This is a genomic window from Kitasatospora sp. NPDC005751, assembly GCF_040630835.1.
Classification (GTDB): domain Bacteria; phylum Actinomycetota; class Actinomycetes; order Streptomycetales; family Streptomycetaceae; genus Kitasatospora.
Genome location: NZ_JBEXYC010000004.1, coordinates 175,809 through 200,917, shown reverse-complemented (window position 1 = coordinate 200,917; position 25,109 = coordinate 175,809). Strand labels below are relative to the sequence as shown.

The following is a 25,109-nucleotide window of genomic DNA, read 5'->3' as shown; positions in this document are numbered from 1 at the left end:
GCCGGTCAGGCGTCCTGGGTGTTCAGCTGGAAGTACCAGACGCCGTAGATCGCGTCCGGCTGCTTCGGGTCCGACTCGACCACGGTGACCAGGGTCTTGCCGGAGGCGTTGAGGGCCTTGGAGGCCGACACCGAGCCGGAGTAGGTCGAGCCCTTGGCGGCCGAGGCGAGGATGAAGCGGCCGCCCTGGGCCTGCTGGCCGCCGTTGGTGTTGGCCCACCAGCCGCGGTCGGCCACGTCCGGGGTCACGCCGAGGCCGAGCTGGTCGCTGGCGACCACGTCGGAGGAGGGCAGCTTGCCCTCGTCCAGCGCCTTGCTCGCCCGGTTCTGGCACTCCTCCTGCTGCTCGTCGGTCAGCGGCTTGCCGTCGTTGAAGCAGAACGGCCCGACCTCCATGGAGGACCGGCCGACCGTGAGGGTGACACGGTGGCTGGAGGGTTCTTCCTGGCCCGTCGCGTAGGCGATGGACCCGCCGACCGTGCCGGCGCCGATCACGACGACGGCGCCGACGGCGGCGATGACACGGGTGCTGAGGCTCATGCGTCAGAGGCTACCGGGCTTTGCCGATCACGCTACGCGGGGGTCGGCAACCGCGTGTTGCGGCCCGGGGGCGGTGCGGGGGGCGGCGCGGGGCTAGGCCACCCGCGGGGCGGTCGCGCGGCGCCGGGTGCCCACCTTGAACAGCGCGCGAACGGTCCAGAGCAGCACCACGCCGACCACGCCGGCCGCCACCGAGAGCCCCAGCGCGCCGTCCAGCGGCAGCAGGATGCCGACCGCGCCACCGGCCACCCAGGACAGCTGCAGCAGCGTCTCCGAGCGGGCGAAGGCCGACGTCCGCACCGACTCCGGGACGTCCCGCTGGATCAGCGCGTCCAGCGCCAGCTTGCCCAGCGAGGCCGCCACCCCGGACGCGGCGGCGACCACCACCACCGTCACCACGCCGTACCAGAGCGCGGCGGCGGCCGTCGCGCAGGTGGCCAGCAGCAGCATCGCGGTGACCGTCGCCTCCGAGCCGCGGGTCCGCAGCCAGGAGCCGAGCACCGAGCCGAGCGCGTTGCCGGTGCCGGCGGCCAGCGCCACCAGGCCGAGCGCCAGGGTCGGCTGCAGCCCGCCGACCGGATCCTCGCGCAGCAGGAACGCCAGGAACATCACCAGGAAGCCGACCAGCCAGCGCAGGGCCGACATCGCCCGCAGGGCCAGGATCACCGACGGGCCGACGGTGCGCAGGGACGCCTTCGGGGCGTCGGCGCTCCTGGCCTCCTCGGCGCCCGGCACGGCGGCGGGCTCGCCGTGCGCCTCGGCGTGCAGGACGGCCCGCTGCTCGCCCTTGGCGGAGTCCACCTCGTGCGGCAGGTGGAAGGCCATCAGGGTGCCGACCACGAAGACCAGGAAGGCGCCGCGCAGCGGCCAGCCCGGCCCGATCAGGTGCAGCACCCCGCCGACCCCGGCCGCCACCATGGTGGCCAGCAGCCCGGCCAGGGTGACCCGGGAGTTCGCCTTCACGAGTGACAGCCGGCTCGGCAGCAGTCGTGGCACGACCACGCTGCGCACCACCCCGTACGCCTTGGACGCCACCAGGACGCCCAGCGCCTCCGGGTAGAGCGCCAGCCCGCCGCCGGACACCGTGCCGGCCATCGTCCACGCCAGCACCGCGCGGGCCAGCATCGACATCGCCATCGCGGCCCGCCGGCCGTGCGGCAGGCGGTCCAGCAGCGGGCCGATCACCGGCGCCAGCAGCGCGAACGGCGCCATGGTGATCAGCAGGTAGAGGGCGACCCGGCCGCGCGCCTCGCCGGTGGGGACGGAGAAGAAGATGGTCGAGGCCAGCGCCACGGTGATCAGCATGTCGCCGAAGGAGTTCAGCGCGTGCAGCTCGATCAGCTTGGCCAGGCCGGACTCCCCGGCGCCCTCGGCGGAGGTCGCCCGGCGGATCCGCCGGCCGGTGCCGTGTACGACCTTTCCGGTTCGGGCGCCGGCGGCGGAGGCGGTGCGGACCAGGAAGTGTCGGCGGGCCTCGGGCGCGCCGTCGAGTTCTCCGGCGGCGTCGGACGCTTCGTCGGCCGGCCGGTCCGGGCGCTTCACGAGATCCACCGGCGGCCCGTCGCCGTCACGTCCGGGCACCGTCGAGGCGCCCACCTGGTGCGGTTCGCCCGCACCGGGGGCCGGAGCCTGCTGTCGCGGCACGGCGTTCGCCTCGTCGGGGCTGCCGGCCTGCGAGGCGCGCAGTGCGTGCTGCGACGGTTTTTCGTCCGCCACAAGCCCATCCTGCCCCAGAATCGGTACTGCGACGCGGGATTCCGCTCCGCTCGGCGCGGCCCTTCCGGAGCCGGCGGGCGCCCCGGACTGTGCCGGGTGGCCGACCGGCGGGTAGCCTGCCCAGGGTCCGCCCGAACGCGCGCCGGACTCCGGAGGACCGGACGGGCGGCGCGGCCGGTATCCGTGGCGGCCCGTGGTCGCGCAGAATGGTCGAGGGAAACCGAGCCGCGACGGAACAGGCAACACGCCGTGGGCAACAGAAGAACTGGGAGAGAATCGACGCCGTGAGTGCTGCGATGCGAAGCCGTACCCCCGATCGGCTCTGTGCCGAGGCCGTCGAACTCGCCCGGCAGGCAGCGGACGAGGCCGTCGGAGCAGAGACCGTAGGGGCGCACCTCGGCGTCCAGGCGGATGCCGACCGCGTCGTCACCCACACCTTCGAGTGCCTGGACGCGGCATACCGGGGCTGGCACTGGGCGGTCACCGTGGCCCGCGCCCCCCGCGCCAAGAACGTGACCCTGGACGAGGTCGTGCTGCTGCCGGGCGACGACGCCGTGCTGGCCCCGCAGTGGGTGCCGTGGAGCGAGCGGCTGCGCCCCGGCGACATGGGCCCCGGGGACCTGCTGCCCACCGACGCCGACGACCTGCGCCTGGAGCCGGGCTGGACCGGCGAGGACGAGCCGGCCCCGAACTCCGTGGTGGCGCTGGCCGAGGAGGACGTGGTCGTCTCCGACCCGTCGGTCCAGCCGGCCCCGGCCCGCGCCCAGATCGGGGCCCTCGCCGAGGAGCTCGGCCTGGGCCGCAGCCGGGTGCTCTCCCGGCTCGGGCTGCACCTGGCCGCCGACCGCTGGGAGAAGGCGCACGGCCCGCAGACCCCGATGGCACAGGCCGCGCCGGCCTCCTGCGCGAGCTGCGGCTTCCTCGTCCCGATCGGCGGCTCGCTCGGTCAGGCCTTCGGCGTCTGCGGCAACGAGTTCGGCCCGGCCGACGGTCAGATCGTCTCCTTCGCGTACGGCTGCGGCGGGCACTCCGAGGCGGCCGTCATCCCGGCCCCGCCGGCGCCGTCCGAGCTGATCCTGGACGAGCTGGTGATCGAGCCGCTCCAGCTGCACCCCGACCGCACCTCCGGTTCGGTGGAGCCCGACGCCCCGGCCGAGGAGCTCGGCCACTCCTGAGTCCGGTGGCTCCTGAGCCCGGCCGCTCTTGAGTCCGGCCACTCCTGAGCCGGGCCGCGCTCCCGAGTCCGGCCGTTCCCGGGCCGGGCCCGGGAACGGCCCGGAACCGCCCCCACCGGGCGGAACGGCGCCGCGGCCCGGGCCCGGTCCGCAGGGGGTGCCCGGGCGGGGGAGAATGCCCCCCGTACGAAGTACAGGGCGGCGGAGGGTGGCAGTTCCAGTGGAACCTCGGATCATCGGCAGCGGCACGGACGAGCACCACGCGGACCCCTTCGGCAGCGCCGTCCTGCGCCGCCGGGTGCTGGACGCCTGGGCCGCCTCCCCGGCCCGGTTCCGGGAGGACGCCAACGCCGAGGAGGAGCTCGCCCTCGGCGGCTACCGTGACCGGCTGGTCGTCGAGTTGGCGCAGAACGCGGCCGACGCGGCGGCCCGCGCGGGCGGTGCCCCGGGCCGGCTGCGGCTGACCCTGGCGGACGGTGTGCTGGCCGCCGCCAACACCGGTGCGCCACTGGACGCGGCCGCCGTCGAGTCGCTGTCCACTCTGCGCGCCTCCTCCAAGCGCGCCGACGAGCAGCCCACCGTCGGCCGGTTCGGCGTCGGCTTCGCCGCCGTCCTCGCCGTCACCGACGAGCCCGCCGTGCTGGGCGCCGTCGGCGGCGTGCGCTGGTCGCTCGGCGAGGCCCGCGCGCTGGCCGAGGCGCAGCCGGCGCTCGGCGAGGAGCTGCGCCGCCGCGACGGCCACGTGCCGCTGCTGCGGCTGCCGTTCTCGGCCGAGGGCCCGGCCCCGGCCGGGTACGACACGGTGGTCGTGCTGCCGCTGCGCGACGCCGCCGCCGAGGACCTCACCCGCCGGCTGCTGGCCGGGATCGACGACGCCCTGCTGCTCACCCTGCCCGGGCTCGCCGAGATCGTGGTGGAGACCGAGGAGGGCACCCGCACCCTCACCCGCGGCGCCGCCGAGGCGCGCCCCGACGGCGTCGCCGAGGTGACCGTCACCGACGACGCCGGCGGCCGGCTGCGGCAGACCGTCTGGCAGACCGCCGGCGCCTCCGGCACCCTGGACGCCGCGCTGCTCGCCGACCGCCCCACCGAGGAGCGCGCCCGTCCGTACTGGACGGTGACCTGGGCCGTCCCGGTCGCCGCCGACGGCAGCCCGCAGCCGACCGGGATCGCCCCGGTGCTGCACGCGCCCACCCCCAGCGACGAACCGCTCGGCCTGCCCGCGCTGCTGATCGCCTCCTACCCGCTGGACTCCACCCGCCGGCACGTCGCCCCCGGCCCGCTCGCCGACTTCGTCACCGAGCGCGCCGCCGACAGCTACGCCGACCTGCTGCGCGCCCGCGGCGGCGACCTCGGCTCGCTCGGGCTCGTCCCCGGCCCGCTCGGCCAGGGCGCGCTGGACAACGCGCTGCGGGCCGGCATCCTCGCCCGGCTGCCCGGCACGCCGTTCCTGCCGCACACCGCACCGGTCGAGGAGGGCACGCCCGCGCTGCGGCCCCGGGACGCCACGGTGCTGGAGGGCGCGGACCACTCGGTCGTCGAGGCGCTGGCCCCGATCTTCCCCGGCCTGCTGCCGGCCGGCCTGGAGCGCCGCACCGAGCTGCGGGTGCTGAACGTGCGCCGGGTGCCGCTGGCCGACGTGGTCGACCAGCTCGGTGGCCTGGACCGCGAGCCCGCCTGGTGGCGCAACCTCTACGCGGCGCTCGGCGCGGCCGACCCGGAGGCGCTCGGCGCGCTGCCCGTGCCGCTCGCCGACGGCCGGACGGTCACCGGTCCGCGCCGGGTCCTGCTGCCCTCGGAGGACGCCGACTGGGCGGCCTTCCCCGGCTACCCCGAGGCGCTGGCCGGCGCGCTGGCCCTGCTCGACCTGCGGCTGGCCCACCCGGAGGCGGCGCACCCGCTGCTGGCCAAGCTCGGCGCCGGCACCGCAACCCCGGCCGGGGTGCTGGACACTCCCGAGGTGCGGGCCGCCGTGGCCCGCTCCTACGAGCTGGCCGAGGACGACCTGGACGCCGCCACCGATGTCGCCGAGTCCGTGCTCGCCCTGGTCAAGGCGGCCGCTCCGGCGGTCGGCGAGCACCCGTGGCTGGCCCGGCTGGCGCTGCTGGACGACGAGGGCGAGCCGGCCCGCGCGGGTGAGCTGATCCTGCCGGACAGCCCGTTCGCCGCACTGGCCCGGGAGGAGGACGCCGGCTGGATCGACGACGAACTGCTGGACCGCTGGGGCCCCGAAGTCCTGACCGCCGTCGGGGTGTTGGCCGACTTCGTGTTGGTCCGCGCCGAGGACGTGGTGCTCGACCCGGACGACCTGGAGCGGCTCGACCCGACCGCCCCCGCCGACCGCGCGGCCGGCGGCCACCCCACCGGGCTGCTGGACGAGGCGCCCGACGGCCTCGCCGAGTGGGCCGAGGACGCCCTGGAGGCACTGCACGCCGACGACGCCGACCCGGTCGGTGTCCCGCCGGTCGCGGCCGAACTGCTGGTCGTCCGCGACCTCGACCTGGTGGACGACGACGCGTGGCCGCAGGCGCTCGCCGCCCTCGCCCGCCCGCCGTACCGGGAGGCCGTGGTCAACCCCGTCCGCACCCTGCTGCCCGACGGCTCGTACGCGGACCTGCCGCCGTACACCGCGTGGTGGCTGCGCGACCACCCGGTGCTGGACGGCCGCGAGCCGGCCGGGCTGCGGGCGGCAGGTGCCGACCCGCTGCTGCGCGGCCTCTTCGAGGAGGCCCGGACGACGCTGGACGAGCAGTTCCTGCACGCGCTCGGGGTGCGCACCACGCTGACCGCGCTGCTGGCCGAACCGCACGGGCCGGACGAGCTGCTGGACCGGCTCACCGACCCGGCCTCCGTCGTCGGGCACCGTCAACTGCACGGCATCCACAGCGCGTTGGCCCGAGTGGCGGCGGACCGGATCGAGCCGCTGGACGTCGTCCGGGCGCTGCCGCCGCTGGACCGGGAGACCGGCCGCCGGCCCGCGCACACGGTGCTGGTGGACGCCACCGAGGCGGTCGTCGCCGACGCCCCGGACCTCGTCCAGCTGCTCCACCCGTACCCGCTGCTGCCGGTCGCCCCGGCGCTGGCCGCCGACCTCGCCGAGCGCCTGCACGTCTCGCTGGCCAGCGAGGTGGCCGGCGGCCGGGTGCTCTCCGAGGGGCAGCTGCACCGGGTGCCCGCCGTGGTCCGCGAGCTGCTGCCCGGCTGCCCGATAGCCTACGAGGAGCACGAGGAGCTGCTGGTGGTCGGCCCGGACGGCGAGGAGGCCGCCGTGGACTGGCGGTGGGACACCGCGGCGGATGCCCCGGAGGCGCCCTACGACCCGGACGCCGCCGAAGCCGCGGACGAGGACGACGAGTTCGAGCTGCCGCCGGTGCCGGGGCTGCTGCACGCCGCGACCCCGGAGGGTCTGGCGGCCGGTCTCGCCTGGTCGGTCGGGCAGTGGCACCGCCGGTTCGAGGTGCTGGCCGCGCTCACCGAGCCGGACCGCGCCTACGAGCTCTCGGCCGCCCGGGACTTCGAGGGCTGACCGGGCTGGCGGGCCCGCGGCCGGGGCGGCGGGCCGGCGCCCGGTCGGCTCCGGCCGGGCGCGGGTGGCCCGCCCGGTGCCCGTCCCGGCCGGCGGGGCGGGAGCCGGGCCCGGGCGCCCGCGCCCCGGTCCAGCCGGTCCGGGCGGCCGCGCCCAGCCACCGGTAGAGGCCGACCGTGACGGTCAGCCAGAGCACCGCGACCACCACCGGCGCGGCCTTGCGCAGCCACGGCCCCGGTTCGATCAGCGCATCGGCGCCGACCAGGGCGAGCCCGGCCGCCCCGGCCGCCAGCATTCCCCCCAGGAAGGCGGTGAACGCCTCCAAGTCCCCACCCCTGCGCGCCATTCAGGACCCCCTTCGGGGTCAATCATCCGCCTTCCGCCGCATGATCCGCCAGGAGACCTCCAGCAGGAGTCCGGCCACCAGGGCGATGCCGACACCGATCCAGGGGTCCCGGGTGCCGGAGAGCGAGAGCTGGAAGAAGTCGGACAGCCACGGCACCGTCAGCACCAGCGTGAACGCCCCGCCCATCGTCGCGATCAGCAGCAGCCGCCACCAGTTGTACGGCCGGGCCACGATCGCCAGCACCCACAACGCCACCAGGAACAGCGTCAGCGTCGCCACGCTGGTGTCGGACTTCAGGTCCGTGGCGTGGTCGGCCCGGGCCAGCGCGTACGCGGTGAAGGTGGCCGTGCCGGCGATGATCCCGCCCGGCACGGCCATCCGCAGCACCCGGCGGACGAAGCCGGTCCTGGCCCGTTCGTTGTTGGGCGCCAGCGCCAGGAAGAAGGCCGGGATCCCGATGGTGAGGGTGGAGAGCACCGTCGAGTGCCGGGGCAGGAACGGGTACGGCGAGTGGGTGAAGATCACCAGGAGGGCGAGCAGGACCGAGTAGACCGTCTTCACCAGGAAGAGCCCGGCCACCCGCTCGATGTTGCCGATCACCCGGCGGCCCTCGGCGACCACCGACGGCAGGGTGGCGAAGGAGTCGTTCAGCAGCACGATCTGCGCGACCGCCCGGGTGGCGTCGCTGCCGGTGCCCATCGCCACGCCGATGTCGGCGTCCTTGAGCGCCAGCACGTCGTTGACGCCGTCGCCGGTCATCGCCACGGTGTGCCCGCGCGACTGCAGCGCGCCGACCAGGTCGCGCTTCTGCTGCGGGGTCACCCGGCCGAAGACGCTGGTCCGGTCGGCGGTGTCGGCGAGCTCCTGCGGATCGGTCGGCAGGGTGCGGGCGTCCAGCGGGTGGTCGGCGCCGGGCAGGCCCAGGTGCGAGGCGACCGCGCCGACCGAGACGGCGGCGTCGCCGGAGATCACCTTGGCCCGGACGCGCTGCCCCTCGAAGTAGCGCAGGGTGTCGGCGGCGTCCTCGCGCAGCCGCTGCTGGAGCACCACCAGGGCGAGCGGCTGGAGGTCGGCGGCCGGGTCCGGGGAGTCCAGCGGGACGGGCGTGCGGCCGAGCAGCAGCACCCGCAGCCCCTTGGTGCCCAGTTCGTCCACCTCGGTGAGGGCCGGGTGGCCGGTGGGCAGCAGCACGTCCGGGGCGCCCAGCAGCCAGCTGGCCTCGCCGCCCTGCGGTTCCAGCAGCTGCACACCGCTCCACTTGCGGGCGGAGGAGAAGGGCATCGCCTCGATCACCCGCCAGCCGCCGCCGTTGCCGTGCTCCGTGTCGCCCCTGCCGTACGCGTCGATGACGGCCTGCATGGAGGGATTGGGGCGGGTGTCGGCGCCGGCCATCACCCCGAGCGCCTGCTTGACGACCTCCGGGTCGGAGAGGACCGGCCGGCCCGGCGGCGCGTCCGCCCTCGGCCGGCCGTCGGCCCCCGGCCCCGGCGGCAGGGTGCGCAGCTCGACGACGTCCATGCCGCCCTCGGTGAGGGTGCCGGTCTTGTCCAGGCAGACGGTGTCCACCCGGGCCAGGCCCTCGATCGCGGGCAGTTCCTGCACCAGGCACTGCTTGCGGCCCAGCCGGACCACCCCGATGGCGAAGGCGACCGAGGTCAGCAGCACCAGACCCTCGGGGACCATCGGCACGATGCCGGCGATCATCCGCCGGACGGCCTCCCTCCAGTCCCTTCCCTCCACCGCGAGCTGGCTGATGATCAGACCGATCGCGGTGGGGATCAGCAGCCAGGTGATGAACCGCAGGATGCTGTCGATGCCGCTGCGCAGCTCCGACTTGACCAGGGAGAACCGGCTGGCCTCCTCGGCCAGCTGCGCCGCGTAGGCCTCCCGGCCGACCTTGGTGGCGGTGAACGCGCCCGCGCCGGCCACCACGAAGCTGCCGGACATCACCTGGTCGCCCGGCTGCTTCAGGACCGAGTCCGGCTCGCCGGTGAGCAGCGATTCGTCGATCTCCAGACCGTCCGCCTCGGTGACCTCGCCGTCGACGATCACTTTGTCGCCGATGCCGAGCAGCACCGTGTCGTCCAGCACGATCTCGCCGGTGGCGATCTGCTGGACGGCGCCGTCCCGGCGGACCTGCGGTCTGGCCTCGCCGATCAGCGCGAGGCTGTCCAGGGTCTTCTTGGCGCGCATCTCCTGGATGATGCCGATCGCCGTGTTGGCCACGATGACCAGGCCGAACAGTCCGTCCTGGATCGGTCCGACGACCAGGATGATGCCGAACATCACGCCGATGATTGCGTTGAACCGGGTGAAGACATTGGCCCGGACGATCTCCCGGGTGGAGCGGCTGGACCGCACCGGCACGTCGTTGACGTCGCCGCGGGCGACCCGTTCGGCGACTTCCGCGGTGCTCAGTCCGCCGCGCCGGCCGGGCAGCAGGCCGAGCGGGTGGGCGCCGTCGTGCCGGTCCCCGGGCGTCTCTTCGGCAGGCTGCGCAGGGTGCGTCATGGCACCGACTCTACGGGCGCCTTATGTCCGATGCGTGCTACTAAAGGACTATTCAGTCCGACTGGGTGGCCGGGTCGCCGCCGTCACCGGCGGCGGCCTGCGACGCGGCCGCGGCGGCCCGGTCGCGGGCGATGGCGTCCCGGCGGGCGCGGCAGTACCAGAGGCCGATCAGGCCGAGGCCGGCGCCGGACAGGCAGATCCACGGCCAGCTGCCGTGGCCGTGGTCGGAGAGGGTGCCCTGGAAGGGGAGCAGGACCAGGAAGGCGACGAACCACAGCACCGTGCCACCGCCGACGATGGCGACGTCGTTGGCCTCCAGCGGCGGGGGCGAGGGGTGCAGCGGGCTCTTCGGCATGAGGCCTAGCGTACGGGGCGGGGTGCGGTTGTCCGCCATCACGCGGGCCGGTCCCGGACACCTTCGGCGGGTGGCCCCGGCTCGCCGCGGCGGTCGGGGCGCGCCCGGGCCGGCGGCCACCCCGCCGTTCCTGGAGTGTGATCGTTCTACGCGCGAAGATAGCGCGTGTGCGATTGGGGAACTCATACTTGTGACTCCGGTTGGCCGCGCCATGCCCAGGACGCCTGTGTTCGTGCCCGTCCCACCGGGCCCGCCCGGCCACCACCGTCGCTCCGGGTGTCCCCTCCTCAGCCCCCACCAGAGGACGCACGCATGCCTGTGGCCCAGCCGACCACCGAGTCGCCCGAGCCCGCCTCCAACGCGCCGAAGCCCCCCGCCGGCGCGCTGGACCGCTACTTCCGGATCTCCGAGCGCGGCTCCACCCTGCCGCGCGAGATCCGCGGTGGCATCGCCACCTTCTTCACCATGGCGTACATCCTGGTGCTCAACCCGATCATCCTGGCCAGTGCCACGGACATGACCGGTGCCCACCTGGACAGCGCCCAGCTGGTCACCGCGACCGCGCTCACCGCGGGTCTCACCACCCTGCTGATGGGCGTGATCGGCAACGTCCCGATCGGCCTCGCCGCCGGCCTGGGCGTCAACACCATCGTCGCGCTGCAGCTCGCGCCCAAGATGACCTGGCCGGACGCCATGGGCATGGTGGTGCTGGCCGGTTTCGCGATCATGATCCTGGTCGCCACCGGTCTGCGCGAGCGCGTCATGAACGCCGTCCCGCTCGGCCTGCGCAAGGCGATCGCGATCGGCATCGGCCTCTTCATCAGCCTGGTCGGCCTGGTCGACTCCGGCTTCGTCAGCCGCATCCCGGACGCCGCCCACACCACCGTCCCGCTCCAGCTCGGCGGCAACGGCCACCTGCTCGGCTGGCCGGTGCTGGTCTTCGTGCTCGGCCTGCTGCTCACCCTGGTGCTGGTGGTCCGCAAGGTGCCCGGCGCGATCCTGGTCTCCATCGTCGTGATGACCGGCCTCGCCGTGGTGATCGACAAGGTCGCCGACATCCCGGCCACGAGCTGGGGCCTCACCGTCCCCAGCTGGCCCGGAAATCCGGTGGCGGCGCCCGACTTCGGCCTGGTCGGCAAGGTCAGCCTGTTCGGCGGCTTCGAGAAGGTCGGCGTCCTCACCGGCGTCCTCTTCGTCTTCACCGTCCTGATGTCCTGCTTCTTCGACGCGATGGGCACCATCCTCGGCGTCGCCGACGAGGCCCACCTGCTGGACGCCAAGGGCGACCTGCCCGGCATCAACCGGATCCTGATGGTGGACGGCATCGCCACCGCCGCCGGCGGCGCGACCTCCTCCTCCGCCAACACCTGCTTCGTGGAGTCCACGGCCGGCGTCGGCGAGGGCGCCCGTACCGGCTTCGCCTCGATCGTGACCGGCGCCTTCTTCATGGTCGCGCTCTTCCTCACCCCGCTCGCCACCATGGTCCCCGCCCAGGCCGCCACCCCGGCCCTGGTCACCGTCGGCTTCCTGATCCTGGCCAACTCGATCAAGGAGATCGACTGGGCCGACTACACGATCGCGATCCCGGCCTTCCTGACCATCGTGATGATGCCGTTCACGTACAGCATCACCAACGGCATCGGCTTCGGCTTCATCGCCTTCTGCGTCCTGCGGCTCGCCGCCGGGCGCGGCCGCGAGGTGCCGATCGCGATGTACGCGGTCTCGGCCGTCTTCGCCTTCTACTACCTGATGCCGGCCCTCGGCCTGCTCTGAGCCGTAGTGCCCGCCGGGCTCCTCCCCGCCTCGTGCGGGGAGGGGCCCGGTGCGTTCGCGGGGGCCGGTGCACTCCCTAGTGGACGCAGAACTCGTTGCCCTCCGGGTCCTGCATGACCGTCCAGGAGCCGCCGGGCTCGTCGACCGCGCGCAGGACGGTGGCGCCGAGGGCCTCCAGCCGTTCCACGGTGGCGTCGCGGGCGTCGGGGCCGGGGTGGAGGTCGAGGTGGAGGCGGTTCTTGGCGGTCTTCGCCTCGGGGACCTGCTGGAAGAGCAGGCGGCGGCCGAGGCCGGTGCCGCTGACCGGGTCGAAGGGCTCGTCGGGGTGGCGGACGCCGGCCAGGGTGCGCCAGGCGGCGCGGCCGTCGGTCTCCGTGACGAGGTCGGGGGTCACGGCGCCGGCCGCGAGCAGGCGGGCGATCAGGGCGCTGTGGTCCTCGACGGTGTAGTCGAGGGCGGCGGCCCAGAAGGCGGCCTGGCGGTGGGGGTCGGCGCAGTCGATGACGAGCTTCCAGTGCAGAGGCATGTAACCCGTTATATAGGTTACCTGACGCGCGATCAATGACCGACCTGACGGGCCTGCCAAAAATGGCACTGTGTAGGGCAGTTGGCGTTGGGCATACTGCCTGGACGGGAGACGGGGAGGGGGCTCTACCGATGGTGCAACAGGATCCGCCCGGGGGAGACGAGGCGAGGCTGCTGCCGGAGCTGTTCCGGACGGCGGACCAGGCCTCGCTGGACGGTCAGCGCGAGACACTGCGCTGGTACCGGGGGCTGATCGGGATGCTCGTGATCGCCGCGGTGGTCGGCTCGCTGCCGGGGCCCGAGCACCGGGGGGACAGCGACATCACGCCGCTCTTCTCGGTGGTGGCGTTCCTGGTGGCCGGCTACTTCTGGTCACGGCTGCGCCGCAGCAACCCGCAGGGGCGGTGGTACGAGGCCCGGGCGGCGGCCGAGTCGGTCAAGACGCTCGCCTGGAAGTACTCGATGCGGGCCCGGCCGTTCGACGGCGAGGCGGAGTCGGCGGAGGTGGACCGCGGCTACCTGCTCCAGATGGAGGACGTGCTGCACGCCTTCGAGGACCCGGAGATCGTGCCGCCGGACACCACCGTGGAGATCACCCCGGAGATGCGCCGGGTGCGCGCCGAGAGCCTGGTCGCGCGGCGGACGTTCTACCTGCGCACCCGGGTCGAGGGGCAGCGCACCTGGTACCGCTCGCGGGCCGAGGCGTGCGAGACGCAGGCGGTCTCCTGGGGGCTGGGGATCGCCGTCCTCATCATCATCGGGGCGGCGGCGGCGATCGCGCAGGCGGTCGGCGCGCTGCCGGTGCACGTGTTCGGGGCCAGCTCGGCGGCGGCCGCCGCGGTGATCGCCTGGACCCAGCTGAAGCAGCTGCGCCCGCTGGCCGCCGCGTACCAGCTGGCCGCGCGCGAGCTGGAGAACGTCGGGAACCAGCTCTCCGACCTCGATCTGAAGGCCCCGGACGCCGAGGCCCGCTGGGCCCGGCTGGCCGCCGAGGCGGAGGACGCAGTCTCGCGCGAGCACACCACCTGGCGGGCCCGGCGCGCCTTCCCCCGGTGAGCGGCCGACCCGGTGTGGAATCGGGAGGTCGTGAGGAGATCGGGCGAAATGTACGGGGTGCTGTCGGCACAGGTGTGCGAGGTGGGTGAGGGTCGGCCGGAGAAGCGCCGTCCGTAATCGTTACGTGTCCATGCCCTGGTTTCATCGCCTCCGCGCACGACGTCAGTCACTGCCCGGAGGCCCCCTTTGCGCGTTCTTCTGATCGCCACCGCGTTCAACAGCCTGACCCAGCGCGTCCACACCGAACTCCGCGAGCGCGGTCACGAGGTGGCCGTACAGCTCGCGCTCGGCGACGAGCCGGTCCGGGCCGCCGTGGCCCGGACCGACCCCGAACTGATCATCTGCCCGATGCTCACCAAGGCGATCCCGGAGGACGTCTGGTCGACCCGGACCGTCCTGATCGTGCACCCCGGCCCGAAGGGCGACCGGGGCCCTTCCTCGCTCGACTGGGCGATCACCGAAGGCGCCGAACGCTGGGGGGTGACCGTCCTCCAGGCGGTGGAGGAGATGGACGCCGGGGACATCTGGGCGTCCGTGGACTTCCCGGTGCGGGCCTGCGGCAAGAGCGAGCTGTACCGGGGCGAGGTCGCGGACGCCGCCGTGGAGGCGGTGCTGCTCGCGGTGAGCCGCTTCGAGGGCGGGCTGTTCACGCCCGAACCGCTCGACTACGACCGGCCGGACGTGGGCGGCCGACTGCGGCCCTTCCTCAAGCAGGAGGCCCGCCGGATCGACTGGGAGGCCGACGACACCGCCACCGTGCTGCGCAAGCTGCGCGCGGGCGACTCCCAGCCGGGCGTGCTCGACGAGCTGTACGGGCGCGAGTACTTCCTGCACGGTGGCCACCCCGAGGACGAGCTGCGCGGTGCCCGGCCCGGGGCGGTGATCGCCCAGCGGGACGGCGCGATCTGCCGGGCCACCACGGACGGCGCGGTCTGGATCCCGCAGCTGCGCCCGCGGCGGACGCCCGGCGGGCCGGCCACCTTCAAGCTGCCGGCCGCGACGGTGCTCGCCGACCACCTCCACCGGGTCCGCGAGGTGCCGGTCACCCCGGCCTCGGCGGCCGGCCGGGACACCTGGGCGGAGATCCGCTACCACGAGCGGGAGGACGTCGGCTTCCTCGAATTCTCCTTCGCCGGCGGGGCGATGAGCACCGAGCAGTGCCGCCGGCTGCTGGCCGCCTACCGGGAGGCGGCTGACCGGCCGACCTCGGTGCTGGTGCTCGGCGCGGCCCGGGACTTCTTCTCCAACGGCATCCACCTCAACGTGATCGAGGGGGCGTCGTTCCCGGCGCTGGAGTCCTGGGAGAACATCAACGCGATGGACGACCTGGTCGAGGCCGTGCTGACCACCACCGACAAGCTCACCGTCGCGGCGCTGGCCGGGAACGCGGCCGCCGGCGGCCTGATGCTGGCGATCGCCGCCGACGAGGTCTGGTGCCGCGAGTCGGCCGTGCTCAACCCGCACTACCGGCTGATGGGCCTCTACGGGTCCGAGTACTGGACGTACACGCTGCCCCGGCGGGTCGGCGCCGAGCAGGCGGAGCAGCTGACCACGCAGACGCTGCCGGTGGGCGCGGCCCGGGCCGAGCGGCTCGGCCTGGTGGACCGGACGGCGGGCGGCGACGCGGCCGAGTTCCGGGGCTGGGTCGAGCGGGAGGCGGCCGCGCTGGCCGGCTCGCCGGAGCTGACTGGCCGGCTGGTGGAGAAGAAGCGCCGCCGGGCCGAGGACGAGGAGGCGCGGCCGCTGGCCGACCACCGGACGGAGGAGCTGCGGCGGATGCACCGCAACTTCTACCGGGAGGGCGAGCCCTACCACCGGCTGCGGCGCGACTTCGTGCACAAGGTCTGCCCGGTGGCGACGCCGGAGCACCTGACGGGACTGCTCGGCCGACCGGAGTAGCGGGCGGCCGCAGTGCGACCGGCCGGAGTGGGACCGGCCGGAACGAGGACGGTCCGGAACGAGGACGGTCCGGAACGAGGACGGTCCGGTGGGGGCGTCGCGCCGGGGCCGGCGCCCCCACCGGACCGGGCGCTCAGCGCCCGCGGCCGGCCAGCGGGGCGGCCCGGCCGATCAGCACCGGCTGCGCGTTGAGGGTGCCCCGGCTCGGCGAGACCGCGAAGGCCAGCGAGCCGAAGAAGATGTAGCAGCCCAGCCCGACCACCAGCGGGAAGATGAACTGGAGCGCCATCACACCGCCCTGGGTGCCCTGTTCGGCGTCGAGCCGGACGGAGACCGCCGCCATCCCGGTGTAGTGCATGGCGCACACCGCGACGCCCATCACCGGGGCGGCGGCCAGGACGGCGACGGTGCCCTTGATGTTCAGCGCGGCCCAGAGCGCTGCCGTCGCCGCGAAGATCGCGATGGCGACCGAGAGCCCCACCGTGGTGTGGTCGTAGCCGAGGTGGCCGGGCAGGACCATCGCGGCCATGCCGAGGTAGTGCATCGCGGCCACCCCGAGGCCGGTGGTGAGACCGCCCGCGAGCAGCGCGGTGCGGGGGTGGCGGCTGTAGCCGACGGTGAAGATGCCGAGCCCGACCACCGCGATCGCGACGAGCAGGCTGAGCACGGTCAGGCCCGGGCGGTAGGTGATCTCGGCCCCGGTGACGGAGAAGCCGAGCATCGCGATGAAGTGCATCGACCAGATGCCCGCGCCGAGCGACGTCGACGCGAACAGCAGCCAGTACGTCCGGGTGCGGCCCGACGAGACCAGGGCCCATCGGGCGCTGCGCAGGGCGACGAAGGCGCCCAGACAGGCGACGAAGTACGAAACCGCCGGCGTCACCCAGCCGAGGTCGGCATGGTGGATCTCACCCACGAGGAACTCCTGGACGGATTGGGGGAGGACGGACGCCAGGATCGGGCGGACTCGTCGGCCGGGAACGGCCGGTCATGGATGGCGGCAGTGCCGGGACGCGGCACGCGCGGCGTCGTGGTCCTGCCCGGGGGAAGCCTGGCGTGTGGTGCCCCTGACAACGGGGGACAGTAACCACTACCGGTGAGTCGCACAATGTTCGATCATTTGGTGAAATCGCAGGTCAGAGCCGTCCTTCACGTGATCGGCAAGATCTCGCCACCAAGCCCTGACGCCGCCTGCGCACGCACACGGGCCCTGCGCATGTGCCGCCCGGGCCCTGCGCATGTGCCGTCCGGGCCCGCCGCGGCGCCGGCGTCCGGCCGCCGGGGCGCGGTCACTCCAGGGGTGCTAGGCCGAACGGGTGGCCGGCCGGGTCGATCAGCACCCTGAGCGTGCGGCCGTGCTGGAACTGCGGCTCGGTGGCCCCGAGCGCGAGTGCCCGGGCGGTGGCCTCCTCCAGGTCGTCGACGTAGAAGTCCAGGTGGAAGTGCTTGCTTCCGTCGGGTTCGGTCCACGGCTCCTGGCGGTACCCGGCGACCCGTCCGAACCCGAGCGGGCTGCCGCCCTCGGGGTTGTCCAGGATGGCGAAGCGCTCGTCCACGTGCCTGGTCTCCCACCCGAGCAGCTCACCGTAGAAGGCGGCCAGCGCGACCGGGTCGGCGCAGTCGATGGTGACCATGGCGAGGCGGGCGAAGCCGGTGTCGTTCTGCTCGGCCTGCTCAGCGGCGACGTCGGTCATTTCTGGTCGGCCCTTCTACTGAGGGGTGGTGCCGGGGCCCGCGTGGATCGGGCCCCAGAACCAGCATCGCACCGGGAGTCACGGAGGGCGCGGCCGGTGGTGCGGGGGGCTCGTGTCCGGCGCCGTGCGCCGTGGAGCCGGGTGGATCGCTACAGAATCAGGACGTTTCCGCCACTGTCGGTGGGATGCGGGATGTATAAACTTTCGACGATATCGAAGGATTGTTGTTAACCGGGGGGTTCTCCAATGGCGATCGAGCTGCCGAGCGAGGTAGCGACGCTCCTGGACTTCATCGGCATCCACTGGCCCTCGGTCAACGAGGACAAGGTCCGTGAATTCGGGGAGCACGTCAAGGAGTTCGCGAAGGGCCTCGAAGACCTGCACGCGGACTCGACGGCGACGGTCCATCAGCTCGGCGGGGCGTACGAGGGGGCGTCCTACGAGGCGCTCATCGCCAAGTGGGCGCTGATGTCCGACAAGCACTTCAACGAGGTCGTCCAGGCGGCCCACGTGGTGGCGAAGGCGCTGGACACCGCCGCCGACGTGATCGTGGCGATGAAGCTGGAGGCGCTCGGCGAGCTCATCGTGCTGGCCGCCTCCTTCGTCGCCGCCCAGGCCGCCGCGGTGGCGACCTTCGGCCTGGCGGAGGCCGGGGTGATCGCGATCCAGCAGGCCGGGCGCAAGCTGATGTCCTACCTGGCGCACCAGTTGGAGGACCACATCGTCTCCGAGGTGATCGAGGCGGCGATCACCCCGCTGGTGGAGATCGTCTCCGGGGCGGTGGCCGGGTTGGTGTTCGAGGCCGCCGAGGCCGCGCTGAGCGGCGGTGGCGGGTCGGGGGGAACCCAGTTCAAGATCAACCCTGACGCGGTGGAGGCGCACGCCAAGGCCCTGCACGAACAGGCCGAGAAGGTGGCCCAGCACGCGCAGGTCTTCAGCAGCCGGGTCGCGGGGGTGAGTTTCGCGTGACGGACCCGATCGTCAAGGCCCTGGAGAAGGGCGCCCAGAAGCTCGGCAAGGCACTCGCCGACGACATGGGCAAGGCCGCCAAGAAGATGTACAAGCAGGCCGGCGACAACCTGTCGAAGGCCGCCAAGCACCACAAGGACAACGACTCCGGCAACGCCCACACCTTCGACGAGAAGAACAAGGACAAGGCCGCGCCGCCGCCGAAGGCGGGCAGCAGCGGCGGCGACGGGCCGAAGACGCCGCCCCGGAAGTACTACGTCCACGACGACGGCCGGGTCCAGGAGATCAAGGACGGCAAGTTCGTCGACGTCGACGGGAGCGACAAGTCCCTGAAGACCCTGCTGGACGGGGCTTCGGAGAAGGTCAAGGACCCCTCCCCGGACGACCTCAAGGACAAGTACCACGCGAAGAAGTACAAGAAGTCCGACAAGGACGACGACGGGAACCCCAAGAAGGACGAGAAGGTCCCGAGCAGCCGGATCGACGCTCCGACCCCGCTCTCCCGGGCCGTCGAGGAGGCCCGCCGGGCCCAGGGCGACTACGGCGGCAAGAACTACGCGGCGCTGCGGTACAAGCACCCGGACGGCGACGAGATCATCCTGGTCGGCCGCAGCGGTGACCGGAGCCACTCCGAACGGTCCATCGGCAAACCGCTGCTCGGCGGCCGGGAGGACCACGTCTCCGAGTTGTACACCGAGCGGGCCCCCTGTCAGGCCAACGAGAACTGCGAGCGCTGGCTCGGCCGGCACTTCCAGCCCAAGAACCCCGACCTCGACGTGAACTACGGCGTGGAGTACGACAGCAAGGTCCCCACGAAGAACCGGGACTGGGGCCACCGGGCGTACCTGGACCAGCTCCACCAGGATCACACCGCGGGCCAGCATGGTGGCACGATGGGCACGAAGGACTTCGACGCGCAGGGGCAGCAGGACAAGGCGGCCCACGAGACGAAGCACGTGGCGAAGAAGGCGAAGCATGGACAGTAGGGCAGTTGGCGGGCGGACCGAGAGGACGGATGACCGGTGCTGGTAGGGATCGACTGGCCCCGGGTCGTCGCCGAGGCCGCGCCCGGCGACCTGTTGAGGTTCAAGCCCGACGAGGCGGCCCGGATCTGGCCGGACGGGGACGGCGCCCGCTTCGTGACGGAGATCGGGGTGCCGTTCTCCAACGGGCTGTTCCGGTTGCTGGAGGAGCTCGCGGACCGGCGGCCCGAGAACCCGGACTGGGCGTTCGCCCGGCCGCTGACCGATTCGCTGGTGGAGACCGAGCACGGCACGCTGCGCCAGTTGGGCGAGTTGTCCAGCGCGTTCGTGTTCGTCAACCTCGACGACGGGACGATCTGGGTCTGCGACCCGGACGCCGACGAGGAGTACCAGCTGATCCACCGTGACATCTCCTCGCTGGCGTACCTGGTGTACAAGATCGCCATCGAGCGGCCGCGGCCCGAGGAACGGCCGACGCCGTACGACTGGGCCGATGCCGAGGAGTACATCCGGGAGGGCATGGGCCGCTGGGACGATCTGCCGTTCGGCAGCGAGGCGGAGTTCTGGAACTCCTTCCTCGACTTCTACCAGACGACGTGAGAGGGCCGGTGCGGACATGGACGACGAGCTGACGGCGGCGCTTACGGCGCACTTCGGGCCGCGGGGGCTGCGCAGCCTGTCGGTCGCGCCCGCCGGGCCGCTGCGCGACCCCGGACTGCCGCTCCAGGTGGGGCCGTACTTCCGGGCCGCCGAGGAGTCCGACCCGCTGTCGCTGGGTGAGTACGCGGCCGGGGCCGGGCTGGCGGCCGGAGCGTCGGCCGCCCAACTGCGGATCGGCACCGACGGCGGGGCCGAGCTGTTCTTCGCCCCGGACCGGTCCGTCCGCGCGCTGCTGCTGGGGTCCGAGCCGGCGGAGCTGCCGGTCGCCTCGACGGTGGAGGCGTTCGCGGCCGGGCTGCTGCTGCTGGACCGGTACCTGCCGGCGGTCGCCGCGTCCGACCGGCCGGAGGCGGCCTTCGCCGCCTACCGGGAGCTGCGCCAGGGGCTGCTGGCGGCCGACCCGGCCGCCTTCGAGGACCGCGAGGGCTGGTGGCCGCGGGTGCTGGACGACCTGCGGCGCCCGCTGAACGTCGACTCCTCGGCGGCCTTCGAGGTGGTCGACGAGCAGGGCGGGACGCGGATCGAGACGGCCATCGGCGGCCCGGGCCTGCTGCACCCCGAGGAGGTGCTCTGGCACCGCCTGCGGGCGGAGGGCGTGGAGCCCGAGCAGGTGGTGCGGGTCTACTGCGAGCTGGAGCCGTGCATGATGCCCGGGCACTACTGCGCGCGCTGGATGGCGGCGGAGTTCCCGCAGGCGGAGTTCACCCACGGCTTCGACTACGGGGAGACGGCCGAGTCGCGCGAGAGCGGGATCAAGGCACTGATGATCAGCCTGGCCGAGCGGCAGGGCTGAGCGGTCGGGCCGCGCGGGGAGGCCCGAGCGGTCGGGCCGCGGTGGAACCAGGAGAGGGAAGCGGGAATGGTGCGGGACGGGCGACGGATGCCGCCGCTGGGGGCGGGGCGCAGGGCGGCCGGACTGGCACTGCTCGGCTGGCTGGACGACATGCGGGCACCGCGGCTCTGCCGGGTGGCGGGGCCGCCCGGGGCCGGCAAGTCGCACCTGCTGGCCTGGCTGGTCCGCGGCTGCACGACGGACGAGGCGCCGGGCGAGCGGCGGATCCACGCCGTGCTGCCCGCCGCCGGCGCCACCCTCCGGACGGCCGTCTGGTCGCTGGGCCACCAGCTCGACCTGGTGGCGCACGCCCCGGGCCCGCTGATCGAGGCGATCGCGGCGGACAACCGCCCGACCCTGATCTGCGTCCCCGAGCTGGACAGGGCCGACGACCCGGCCGGCCTGGTGACCGGGCTGCTCGACCCGCTGCTCCGGCTGCCCGGGGTGCGCCTGGTGGTCGAGGCGACGACCGGGGGCGCGGCGGCCGCGGCGTTCACCGCGGTGCCCGCGCCGGCGGTGCTGGAGCTCGGCGATCCGCAGTGGACGGACCGGGAGCGGTTCGCGCAGTGGGCGGCGGCCCGGGGCGGCGACGCGGGCGCTTACCCGCTGCCCGGCCCGGTCCTCGGGACGCCGGCCGCTCCGCCGGTGGTGCCGGCCGGTGCCGATCTGCGGTCCGCCGGCGAGGAGGCGCTGTCCGCGCTCTGGACGGCGGCCGCGGCCGGTGGCGACCCCGGCCCGCTGACCGCCGATCCGCTGCTCTACGCGCTGGCCCGCCCCGTCCCGGTGACGGCGGCCGTCGAGCGGCGGGACGACGCGCTCGGCCGGGCCTGGCGCGCCGCCGGTCCGGCCGTGATCGAGGAGCCCGACCCGGCCGTCCGCGCCGCCGTGCTGCGGACCAGGCTGCTGGGCGCGGACACCGCCGCCGCGGCCGCCGCGGCCGTCCTCGCGCAGTTGCCCGCGCCGTGGTCCGGGCGCTGGGCGCGCTGGGAGGGCACCGACCGGGACTGGCCGGGCCCGGCCGTCGCGGTCACCGCCGGGGTCGGGCCGTACCTGTCGCAGGTGCTGGTGGCCGATCCGACCGGCGCGGTGCGGACCTTCGACGTCGCCACCGGCCGCCGGGTCGGTGCCGTGGTGGTGCCGGCCCCGCGCCCGCTGCGGGGGCTGGCCGTGACGGCCGGCGGTTCCGTGGTGCTGCTCGACGCCTGGGGCCGGGCGGAGCTGGTGGTGCCGGCCGAACCGCGGCCGGGGCTGGACGGATACGGGCTGATGGCGGCGCTGGACGCGGTCCGCGCGGTGGCCGGCGGTCCGGGCGGCGGGCTGAGCGCGGTGGCCGCGATCGGCGGGCTGGCCGACTCCGCGCCCGCCTTCGGCGACGCGGCCGGCGCCGTGCACTGGTACCAGGACGGCGCGGTGGTGAGCGAGCGGCTGCACCAGGGGCCGGTCACCGCGCTGGCCGGCGCCGCGCTCGGGGGCGGACCGCTGTCCGATCCGGAGATCCCGCTGCTGGTCAGCGGCGGTTTCGACGGCGCCGTGCGGCTCTGGGGCCCGCGCTCGGCGCCGATGCCCGAGCCGTCCGACCGGCGCGGCTGCCCGGTGACGGCGGTGGCCGCCGGGGCGACCGCGGCCGGCCCGGTGGTGGCCGCGGCCTGGTCCGACGGGCTGGTCCGGGTGCGCGACCTCGGCACCGGCGGGGTGCTGGACCTGCGGACGGGCTCCGAGGTCTGGTCGCTGGCGCTGGCCGGAACGCTGCTGGTGCTGGGCATGCCGGACGGCCTCGCCGCGGTGGACACCCGGCCCCGGCCGCACGGGGCCGCGGCCCCCGCCGTCGGGCTGCGGGCCGGCGCCTGAAGCAATTTTCATTAGCGAGAGTAATGACATAGACTAAGGACATGCCCGAGATGTCCGAGCAGGACCTCGCAGCCGTCAGTCAGCTGCGGTCGTCCACCATGCGCCTCTCCCGCCGCCTGCGTCACCAGCGGGTCGAGGAGTCGCTCAGCCCTACCGAGATGGGGGTGCTGGGCACCCTCGCACGCTGCGGGAAGGCCACGCCGGGTGAGCTCGCCCGGAAGGAGCACGTGCAGCCGCCCTCGATGACCAGGATCGTCGCGATGCTGGAGGAGAAGGGCCTGGTGCGGCGGGAGCCGCACCCGGAGGACCGCCGTCAGGTGGTCGTCAGCAGTACCGAACAGGCGGAGGTGATCCTCGCGGAGAGCCGCCGCCGGCGCAACGCCTGGCTCGCCGAACTCGCCGAGGGTCTCGACGAGGAGGAGTGGGCCGCCCTGCGGGCGGCCGCGCCGGTGCTCTACAAGCTCGCACACCTGTAAGACACGCTCGGGGCCCAGCCGTTCCGGTCAGCCGCCGGAGGACGAAGGAGAACCGCATCACCGCAGCACCGACCACCGAAACCAGGAGCGCGACGACCCCCTGCCGGGTCGTCGCGCCGCGAGGGGAGAGCACCGTGACACCGCCGGCCGCAGCCAGCGCCGCCATCCGCACCGACGAACCGACCACCGAACCCGCCGCGGCCACCGCCGCGGCCGCCGACGCCCAGGCACCCGCCCCGACGGGGCCGGCCGGCAACGGCGACGACGACCCCGACGAACGCACCGCGGCGGTCACCCCCGCCGCTCAGGAATCCCCGACCGGAGCCCGCTTCACCCGGCCCGGAGGGATGTTCTCCTCACTGCGCGTCCGCAACTACCGTTACTACTTCGCCGGCCAGGTGGTCTCCAACACCGGTACCTGGATGCAGCGGATCGCCCAGGACTGGCTGGTCCTCAGCCTCACCGGCAGCCCGCTCGCGGTCGGCATCACCACCGCCATGCAGTTCCTGCCGATGCTGCTGCTCGGCCTCTTCGGCGGCGTGCTCGCCGACCGGATGCCCAAGCGCCGGCTGCTGATCTACACCCAGGGCGCGATGGGCCTGCTCGCCGCGGGCCTGGCCGTGCTGACCGTCGGCGGCGTGGTGACGCCCTACTACGTGTACGCGTTCGCGCTGCTGCTCGGCCTCGTCACGGTGGTCGACAACCCGACCCGGCAGGCCTTCGTCTCCGAGATGGTCGGTCCCAAGGACCTCGCCAACGCGGTCAGCCTGAACGCCGCCAACTTCCAGACCGCCCGGCTGGTCGGCCCCGCCGTCGCGGGCCTGCTGATCGCCGCGGTCGGCAGTGGCTGGGCTTTCGCGGTGAACGCGCTCTCCTTCGCCGCCGTGATCGGCGGGCTGCTCGCCATGCGGTCGTCCGAACTGCGCCCCACCGCGCCGATCGCCCGCGAGAAGGGGCAGTTGAGGGAGGGGCTGCGGTACGTCAAGGAGCGGCCCGAGCTGCTCTGGCCGATGGTGCTGGCCGGCTTCATCGGCACCTTCGGGTTCAACTTCCCGACGCTGCTCTCCGGTTTCGCCCACGACACCTTCAAGGTCGGCGCCGGGCAGTACGGCCTGCTGAACACCGCGATGGCGGTCGGTTCGCTGGCGGGCGCGCTGCTCGCGGCCCGGCGTGGCGCGCCCCGGCTGCGCCGGCTGGTCGCCGCCGCGCTGGCCTTCGGCGCGCTGGAGGTGCTGGCCGCCTTCGCGCCCGACTACTGGTCGTTCGCGCTGCTGCTGACCCTGATCGGGGTCTTCGGGCTGAGCTTCAACACCTCGGTCAACTCGATGCTCCAGCTGGGCACCGACCCGGCGATGCGGGGCCGGGTGATGGGCCTGCTGGTCCTGGTGTTCACCGGCGGCACGCCGATCGGCGCGCCGGTCGTCGGCTGGGTGACGGCCTCGTACGGGCCCCGGCTCGGGCTGCTGGCCTGTGGGGTGGTCTCGGCGCTGGCGGCCGGCACGGTCGGTCTGGTGCTGGCCCGCAGTGCGGACCTGAAGGTCCGCGTCGATCTGCATCCGGGTCGCGGCGGGCGGGTGGTGGCCTTCGTCCCGCGCACCGTCGCCCCGGCGAAGTCCGAGCTGGCACCGGCCTGCTGACGGTTCGTCACCCTTGAGTGCACCGCGTGGTGCGCCCCGGGCGCGGGGTCAGAGCCGGATCTCCAGGATCTGGCCCCGCCAGGGCCTGCCCTTGTACTCGGACTCGAAGGCCTCGGTCTCGGTGAAGCCGAGCGCCCGGTACTGCTCGACCAGACGGCGGTCCTCGCTCGCGAAGCAGTCCACCCGGACCAGGCCGATACCGCGCCGGCGGGCCTCGTCGAGGGCGTCGGCGATCAGCGCGGCGCCGATGCCGGAGCCCTTCAGCGAGCGGTCGGTGACCAGGTTGCGGACGTACAGCTCGCGCTCGTCCACGGCGGTGGCGTAGGCGCTGGCCTGCTCGGACAGCACGCAGCAGCCGATGGTGCGGCCCTCGTCGTCCGTCGCGAGCCGGATCAGGAACGGCTCGGCGGTGTACCCGTCGATGCGGTCGATCAGGGCCGGGACGCTGCTCCAGGGCCGGTCGCCCCACTGGTCGGCGCGGCCCCGCGCGGCGAGCCAGGCCACCGCGCCGTCGAGCAGGGCGAGGATGTCGGCGGTGTCGGCGCGGCCGCCGGTACGGATCTTCATGAAAAAGGTTCTAGCCCAAACC

At 74.0% G+C, this 25,109-nt stretch carries 21 protein-coding genes; 12 read left to right on the top strand and 9 right to left on the bottom strand.

Annotation, left to right across the window (positions count from 1 at the left end; translation table 11 throughout):
* Window positions 1–5 precede the first annotated feature (5 nt).
* The gene (locus tag ABZ497_RS06890) at window positions 6–539 is read right to left on the bottom strand and encodes a hypothetical protein (RefSeq protein ID WP_329489176.1); all 534 of its coding nucleotides are present in this window, start codon (window positions 537–539) and stop codon (window positions 6–8) included.
* Window positions 540–632: 93 nt separating this feature from the next.
* Complete coding sequence (locus ABZ497_RS06885) at window positions 633–1,997, bottom strand: MFS transporter (RefSeq protein WP_359803868.1); 1,365 nt, start codon at window positions 1,995–1,997, stop codon at window positions 633–635.
* 554 nt (window positions 1,998–2,551) lie between these two features.
* Between ABZ497_RS06885 and ABZ497_RS06880 the strand changes: the two genes are divergently transcribed.
* A complete protein-coding gene (locus tag ABZ497_RS06880; RefSeq protein ID WP_359803867.1) occupies window positions 2,552–3,430 on the top strand; it encodes a DUF3027 domain-containing protein in 879 nt (292 codons plus the stop codon).
* Between the two features lie 220 nt (window positions 3,431–3,650).
* The gene (locus ABZ497_RS06875) at window positions 3,651–6,956 is read left to right on the top strand and encodes a molecular chaperone Hsp90 (RefSeq protein ID WP_359803809.1); all 3,306 of its coding nucleotides are present in this window, start codon (window positions 3,651–3,653) and stop codon (window positions 6,954–6,956) included.
* Here ABZ497_RS06875 and ABZ497_RS06870 read toward each other — a convergent pair.
* From ABZ497_RS06870 to ABZ497_RS06860, 3 genes are read right to left on the bottom strand one after another with little or no spacing between them, the layout of a single operon-like run.
* Window positions 6,901–7,302 (bottom strand): hypothetical protein, encoded by a 402-nt coding sequence (locus ABZ497_RS06870; RefSeq protein WP_329489178.1) that lies wholly within the window; start codon window positions 7,300–7,302, stop codon window positions 6,901–6,903. The genes ABZ497_RS06875 and ABZ497_RS06870 overlap by 56 nt on opposite strands.
* 18 nt (window positions 7,303–7,320) lie before the next feature.
* Window positions 7,321–9,813, bottom strand: coding sequence for an HAD-IC family P-type ATPase (locus ABZ497_RS06865; protein ID WP_359803808.1), 2,493 nt, complete (start codon window positions 9,811–9,813; stop codon window positions 7,321–7,323).
* 52 nt (window positions 9,814–9,865) lie between these two features.
* Window positions 9,866–10,168, bottom strand: coding sequence for a DUF2530 domain-containing protein (locus ABZ497_RS06860; protein WP_359803807.1), 303 nt, complete (start codon window positions 10,166–10,168; stop codon window positions 9,866–9,868).
* Window positions 10,169–10,480: 312 nt separating this feature from the next.
* On the opposite strand from ABZ497_RS06860, the gene ABZ497_RS06855 reads away from it, so the two are divergent.
* On the top strand, window positions 10,481–11,941 hold the full coding sequence (locus ABZ497_RS06855; protein WP_359803806.1) for an NCS2 family permease: 1,461 nt from the start codon (window positions 10,481–10,483) through the stop codon (window positions 11,939–11,941).
* 76 nt (window positions 11,942–12,017) lie between these two features.
* Here ABZ497_RS06855 and ABZ497_RS06850 read toward each other — a convergent pair whose 3' ends face one another.
* On the bottom strand, window positions 12,018–12,467 hold the full coding sequence (locus ABZ497_RS06850) for a VOC family protein (RefSeq protein WP_329489182.1): 450 nt from the start codon (window positions 12,465–12,467) through the stop codon (window positions 12,018–12,020).
* 131 nt (window positions 12,468–12,598) lie between these two features.
* Here ABZ497_RS06850 and ABZ497_RS06845 point away from each other — a divergent pair, with 131 nt between their 5' ends.
* Window positions 12,599–13,522, top strand: a complete 924-nt coding sequence (locus tag ABZ497_RS06845; protein WP_359803805.1) for a DUF4231 domain-containing protein — start codon at window positions 12,599–12,601, stop codon at window positions 13,520–13,522.
* A gap of 186 nt (window positions 13,523–13,708) precedes the next feature.
* Window positions 13,709–15,421 (top strand): hydrogenase maturation protein, encoded by a 1,713-nt coding sequence (locus tag ABZ497_RS06840; RefSeq protein ID WP_359803804.1) that lies wholly within the window; start codon window positions 13,709–13,711, stop codon window positions 15,419–15,421.
* A gap of 133 nt (window positions 15,422–15,554) precedes the next feature.
* Here ABZ497_RS06840 and ABZ497_RS06835 read toward each other — a convergent pair whose 3' ends face one another.
* Window positions 15,555–16,337: an MHYT domain-containing protein gene (locus ABZ497_RS06835; RefSeq protein WP_329489185.1), complete on the bottom strand. Its 783-nt coding sequence runs from the start codon at window positions 16,335–16,337 to the stop codon at window positions 15,555–15,557.
* 373 nt (window positions 16,338–16,710) lie between these two features.
* Complete coding sequence (locus ABZ497_RS06830) at window positions 16,711–17,115, bottom strand: VOC family protein (protein WP_329489186.1); 405 nt, start codon at window positions 17,113–17,115, stop codon at window positions 16,711–16,713.
* Between the two features lie 246 nt (window positions 17,116–17,361).
* Between ABZ497_RS06830 and ABZ497_RS06825 the strand changes: the two genes are divergently transcribed.
* From ABZ497_RS06825 to ABZ497_RS06795, 7 genes are all read left to right on the top strand, one after another.
* On the top strand, window positions 17,362–18,084 hold the full coding sequence (locus ABZ497_RS06825) for a WXG100 family type VII secretion target (protein WP_329489187.1): 723 nt from the start codon (window positions 17,362–17,364) through the stop codon (window positions 18,082–18,084).
* Window positions 18,081–19,070: a nucleic acid/nucleotide deaminase domain-containing protein gene (locus ABZ497_RS06820; protein WP_359803803.1), complete on the top strand. Its 990-nt coding sequence runs from the start codon at window positions 18,081–18,083 to the stop codon at window positions 19,068–19,070. The genes ABZ497_RS06825 and ABZ497_RS06820 overlap by 4 nt, the downstream gene beginning before the upstream one ends.
* Before the next feature lie 36 nt (window positions 19,071–19,106).
* Window positions 19,107–19,667 (top strand): SUKH-4 family immunity protein, encoded by a 561-nt coding sequence (locus tag ABZ497_RS06815; protein WP_329489189.1) that lies wholly within the window; start codon window positions 19,107–19,109, stop codon window positions 19,665–19,667.
* Between the two features lie 16 nt (window positions 19,668–19,683).
* Window positions 19,684–20,520 carry a nucleic acid/nucleotide deaminase domain-containing protein gene (locus ABZ497_RS06810; RefSeq protein WP_359803802.1) on the top strand — a complete coding sequence of 279 codons (837 nt, stop codon included), beginning with the start codon at window positions 19,684–19,686 and terminating at the stop codon, window positions 20,518–20,520.
* A 66-nt stretch (window positions 20,521–20,586) separates the two neighbouring features.
* A complete protein-coding gene (locus tag ABZ497_RS06805; RefSeq protein ID WP_359803801.1) occupies window positions 20,587–22,407 on the top strand; it encodes a hypothetical protein in 1,821 nt (606 codons plus the stop codon).
* 41 nt (window positions 22,408–22,448) lie between these two features.
* Window positions 22,449–22,883 carry a MarR family transcriptional regulator gene (locus ABZ497_RS06800; protein ID WP_329489192.1) on the top strand — a complete coding sequence of 145 codons (435 nt, stop codon included), beginning with the start codon at window positions 22,449–22,451 and terminating at the stop codon, window positions 22,881–22,883.
* Between the two features lie 134 nt (window positions 22,884–23,017).
* Window positions 23,018–24,520, top strand: a complete 1,503-nt coding sequence (locus ABZ497_RS06795) for an MFS transporter (RefSeq protein WP_352291454.1) — start codon at window positions 23,018–23,020, stop codon at window positions 24,518–24,520.
* A gap of 48 nt (window positions 24,521–24,568) precedes the next feature.
* On the opposite strand, the gene ABZ497_RS06790 is transcribed toward ABZ497_RS06795, so the two are convergent.
* Window positions 24,569–25,087, bottom strand: a complete 519-nt coding sequence (locus tag ABZ497_RS06790; protein WP_359803800.1) for a GNAT family N-acetyltransferase — start codon at window positions 25,085–25,087, stop codon at window positions 24,569–24,571.
* Between the last annotated feature and the right edge of the window lie 22 nt (window positions 25,088–25,109).

What these genes read in the sequence shown, in the direction of transcription:
- ABZ497_RS06860 (WP_359803807.1), bottom strand. Translation starts at nt 10,168, where the DNA reads ATGCCGAAGAGCCCGCTGCACCCCTCGCCCCCGCCGCTGGAGGCCAAC.
- ABZ497_RS06825 (WP_329489187.1), top strand. Translation starts at nt 17,362, where the DNA reads ATGGCGATCGAGCTGCCGAGCGAGGTAGCGACGCTCCTGGACTTCATC.
- ABZ497_RS06830 (WP_329489186.1), bottom strand. Translation starts at nt 17,115, where the DNA reads ATGACCGACGTCGCCGCTGAGCAGGCCGAGCAGAACGACACCGGCTTC.
- ABZ497_RS06865 (WP_359803808.1), bottom strand. Translation starts at nt 9,813, where the DNA reads ATGACGCACCCTGCGCAGCCTGCCGAAGAGACGCCCGGGGACCGGCAC.
- ABZ497_RS06870 (WP_329489178.1), bottom strand. Translation starts at nt 7,302, where the DNA reads ATGGCGCGCAGGGGTGGGGACTTGGAGGCGTTCACCGCCTTCCTGGGG.
- ABZ497_RS06845 (WP_359803805.1), top strand. Translation starts at nt 12,599, where the DNA reads ATGGTGCAACAGGATCCGCCCGGGGGAGACGAGGCGAGGCTGCTGCCG.
- ABZ497_RS06855 (WP_359803806.1), top strand. Translation starts at nt 10,481, where the DNA reads ATGCCTGTGGCCCAGCCGACCACCGAGTCGCCCGAGCCCGCCTCCAAC.
- ABZ497_RS06810 (WP_359803802.1), top strand. Translation starts at nt 19,684, where the DNA reads ATGGACGACGAGCTGACGGCGGCGCTTACGGCGCACTTCGGGCCGCGG.
- ABZ497_RS06880 (WP_359803867.1), top strand. Translation starts at nt 2,552, where the DNA reads ATGCGAAGCCGTACCCCCGATCGGCTCTGTGCCGAGGCCGTCGAACTC.
- ABZ497_RS06890 (WP_329489176.1), bottom strand. Translation starts at nt 539, where the DNA reads ATGAGCCTCAGCACCCGTGTCATCGCCGCCGTCGGCGCCGTCGTCGTG.
- ABZ497_RS06790 (WP_359803800.1), bottom strand. Translation starts at nt 25,087, where the DNA reads ATGAAGATCCGTACCGGCGGCCGCGCCGACACCGCCGACATCCTCGCC.
- ABZ497_RS06850 (WP_329489182.1), bottom strand. Translation starts at nt 12,467, where the DNA reads ATGCCTCTGCACTGGAAGCTCGTCATCGACTGCGCCGACCCCCACCGC.
- ABZ497_RS06805 (WP_359803801.1), top strand. Translation starts at nt 20,587, where the DNA reads ATGGTGCGGGACGGGCGACGGATGCCGCCGCTGGGGGCGGGGCGCAGG.
- ABZ497_RS06800 (WP_329489192.1), top strand. Translation starts at nt 22,449, where the DNA reads ATGCCCGAGATGTCCGAGCAGGACCTCGCAGCCGTCAGTCAGCTGCGG.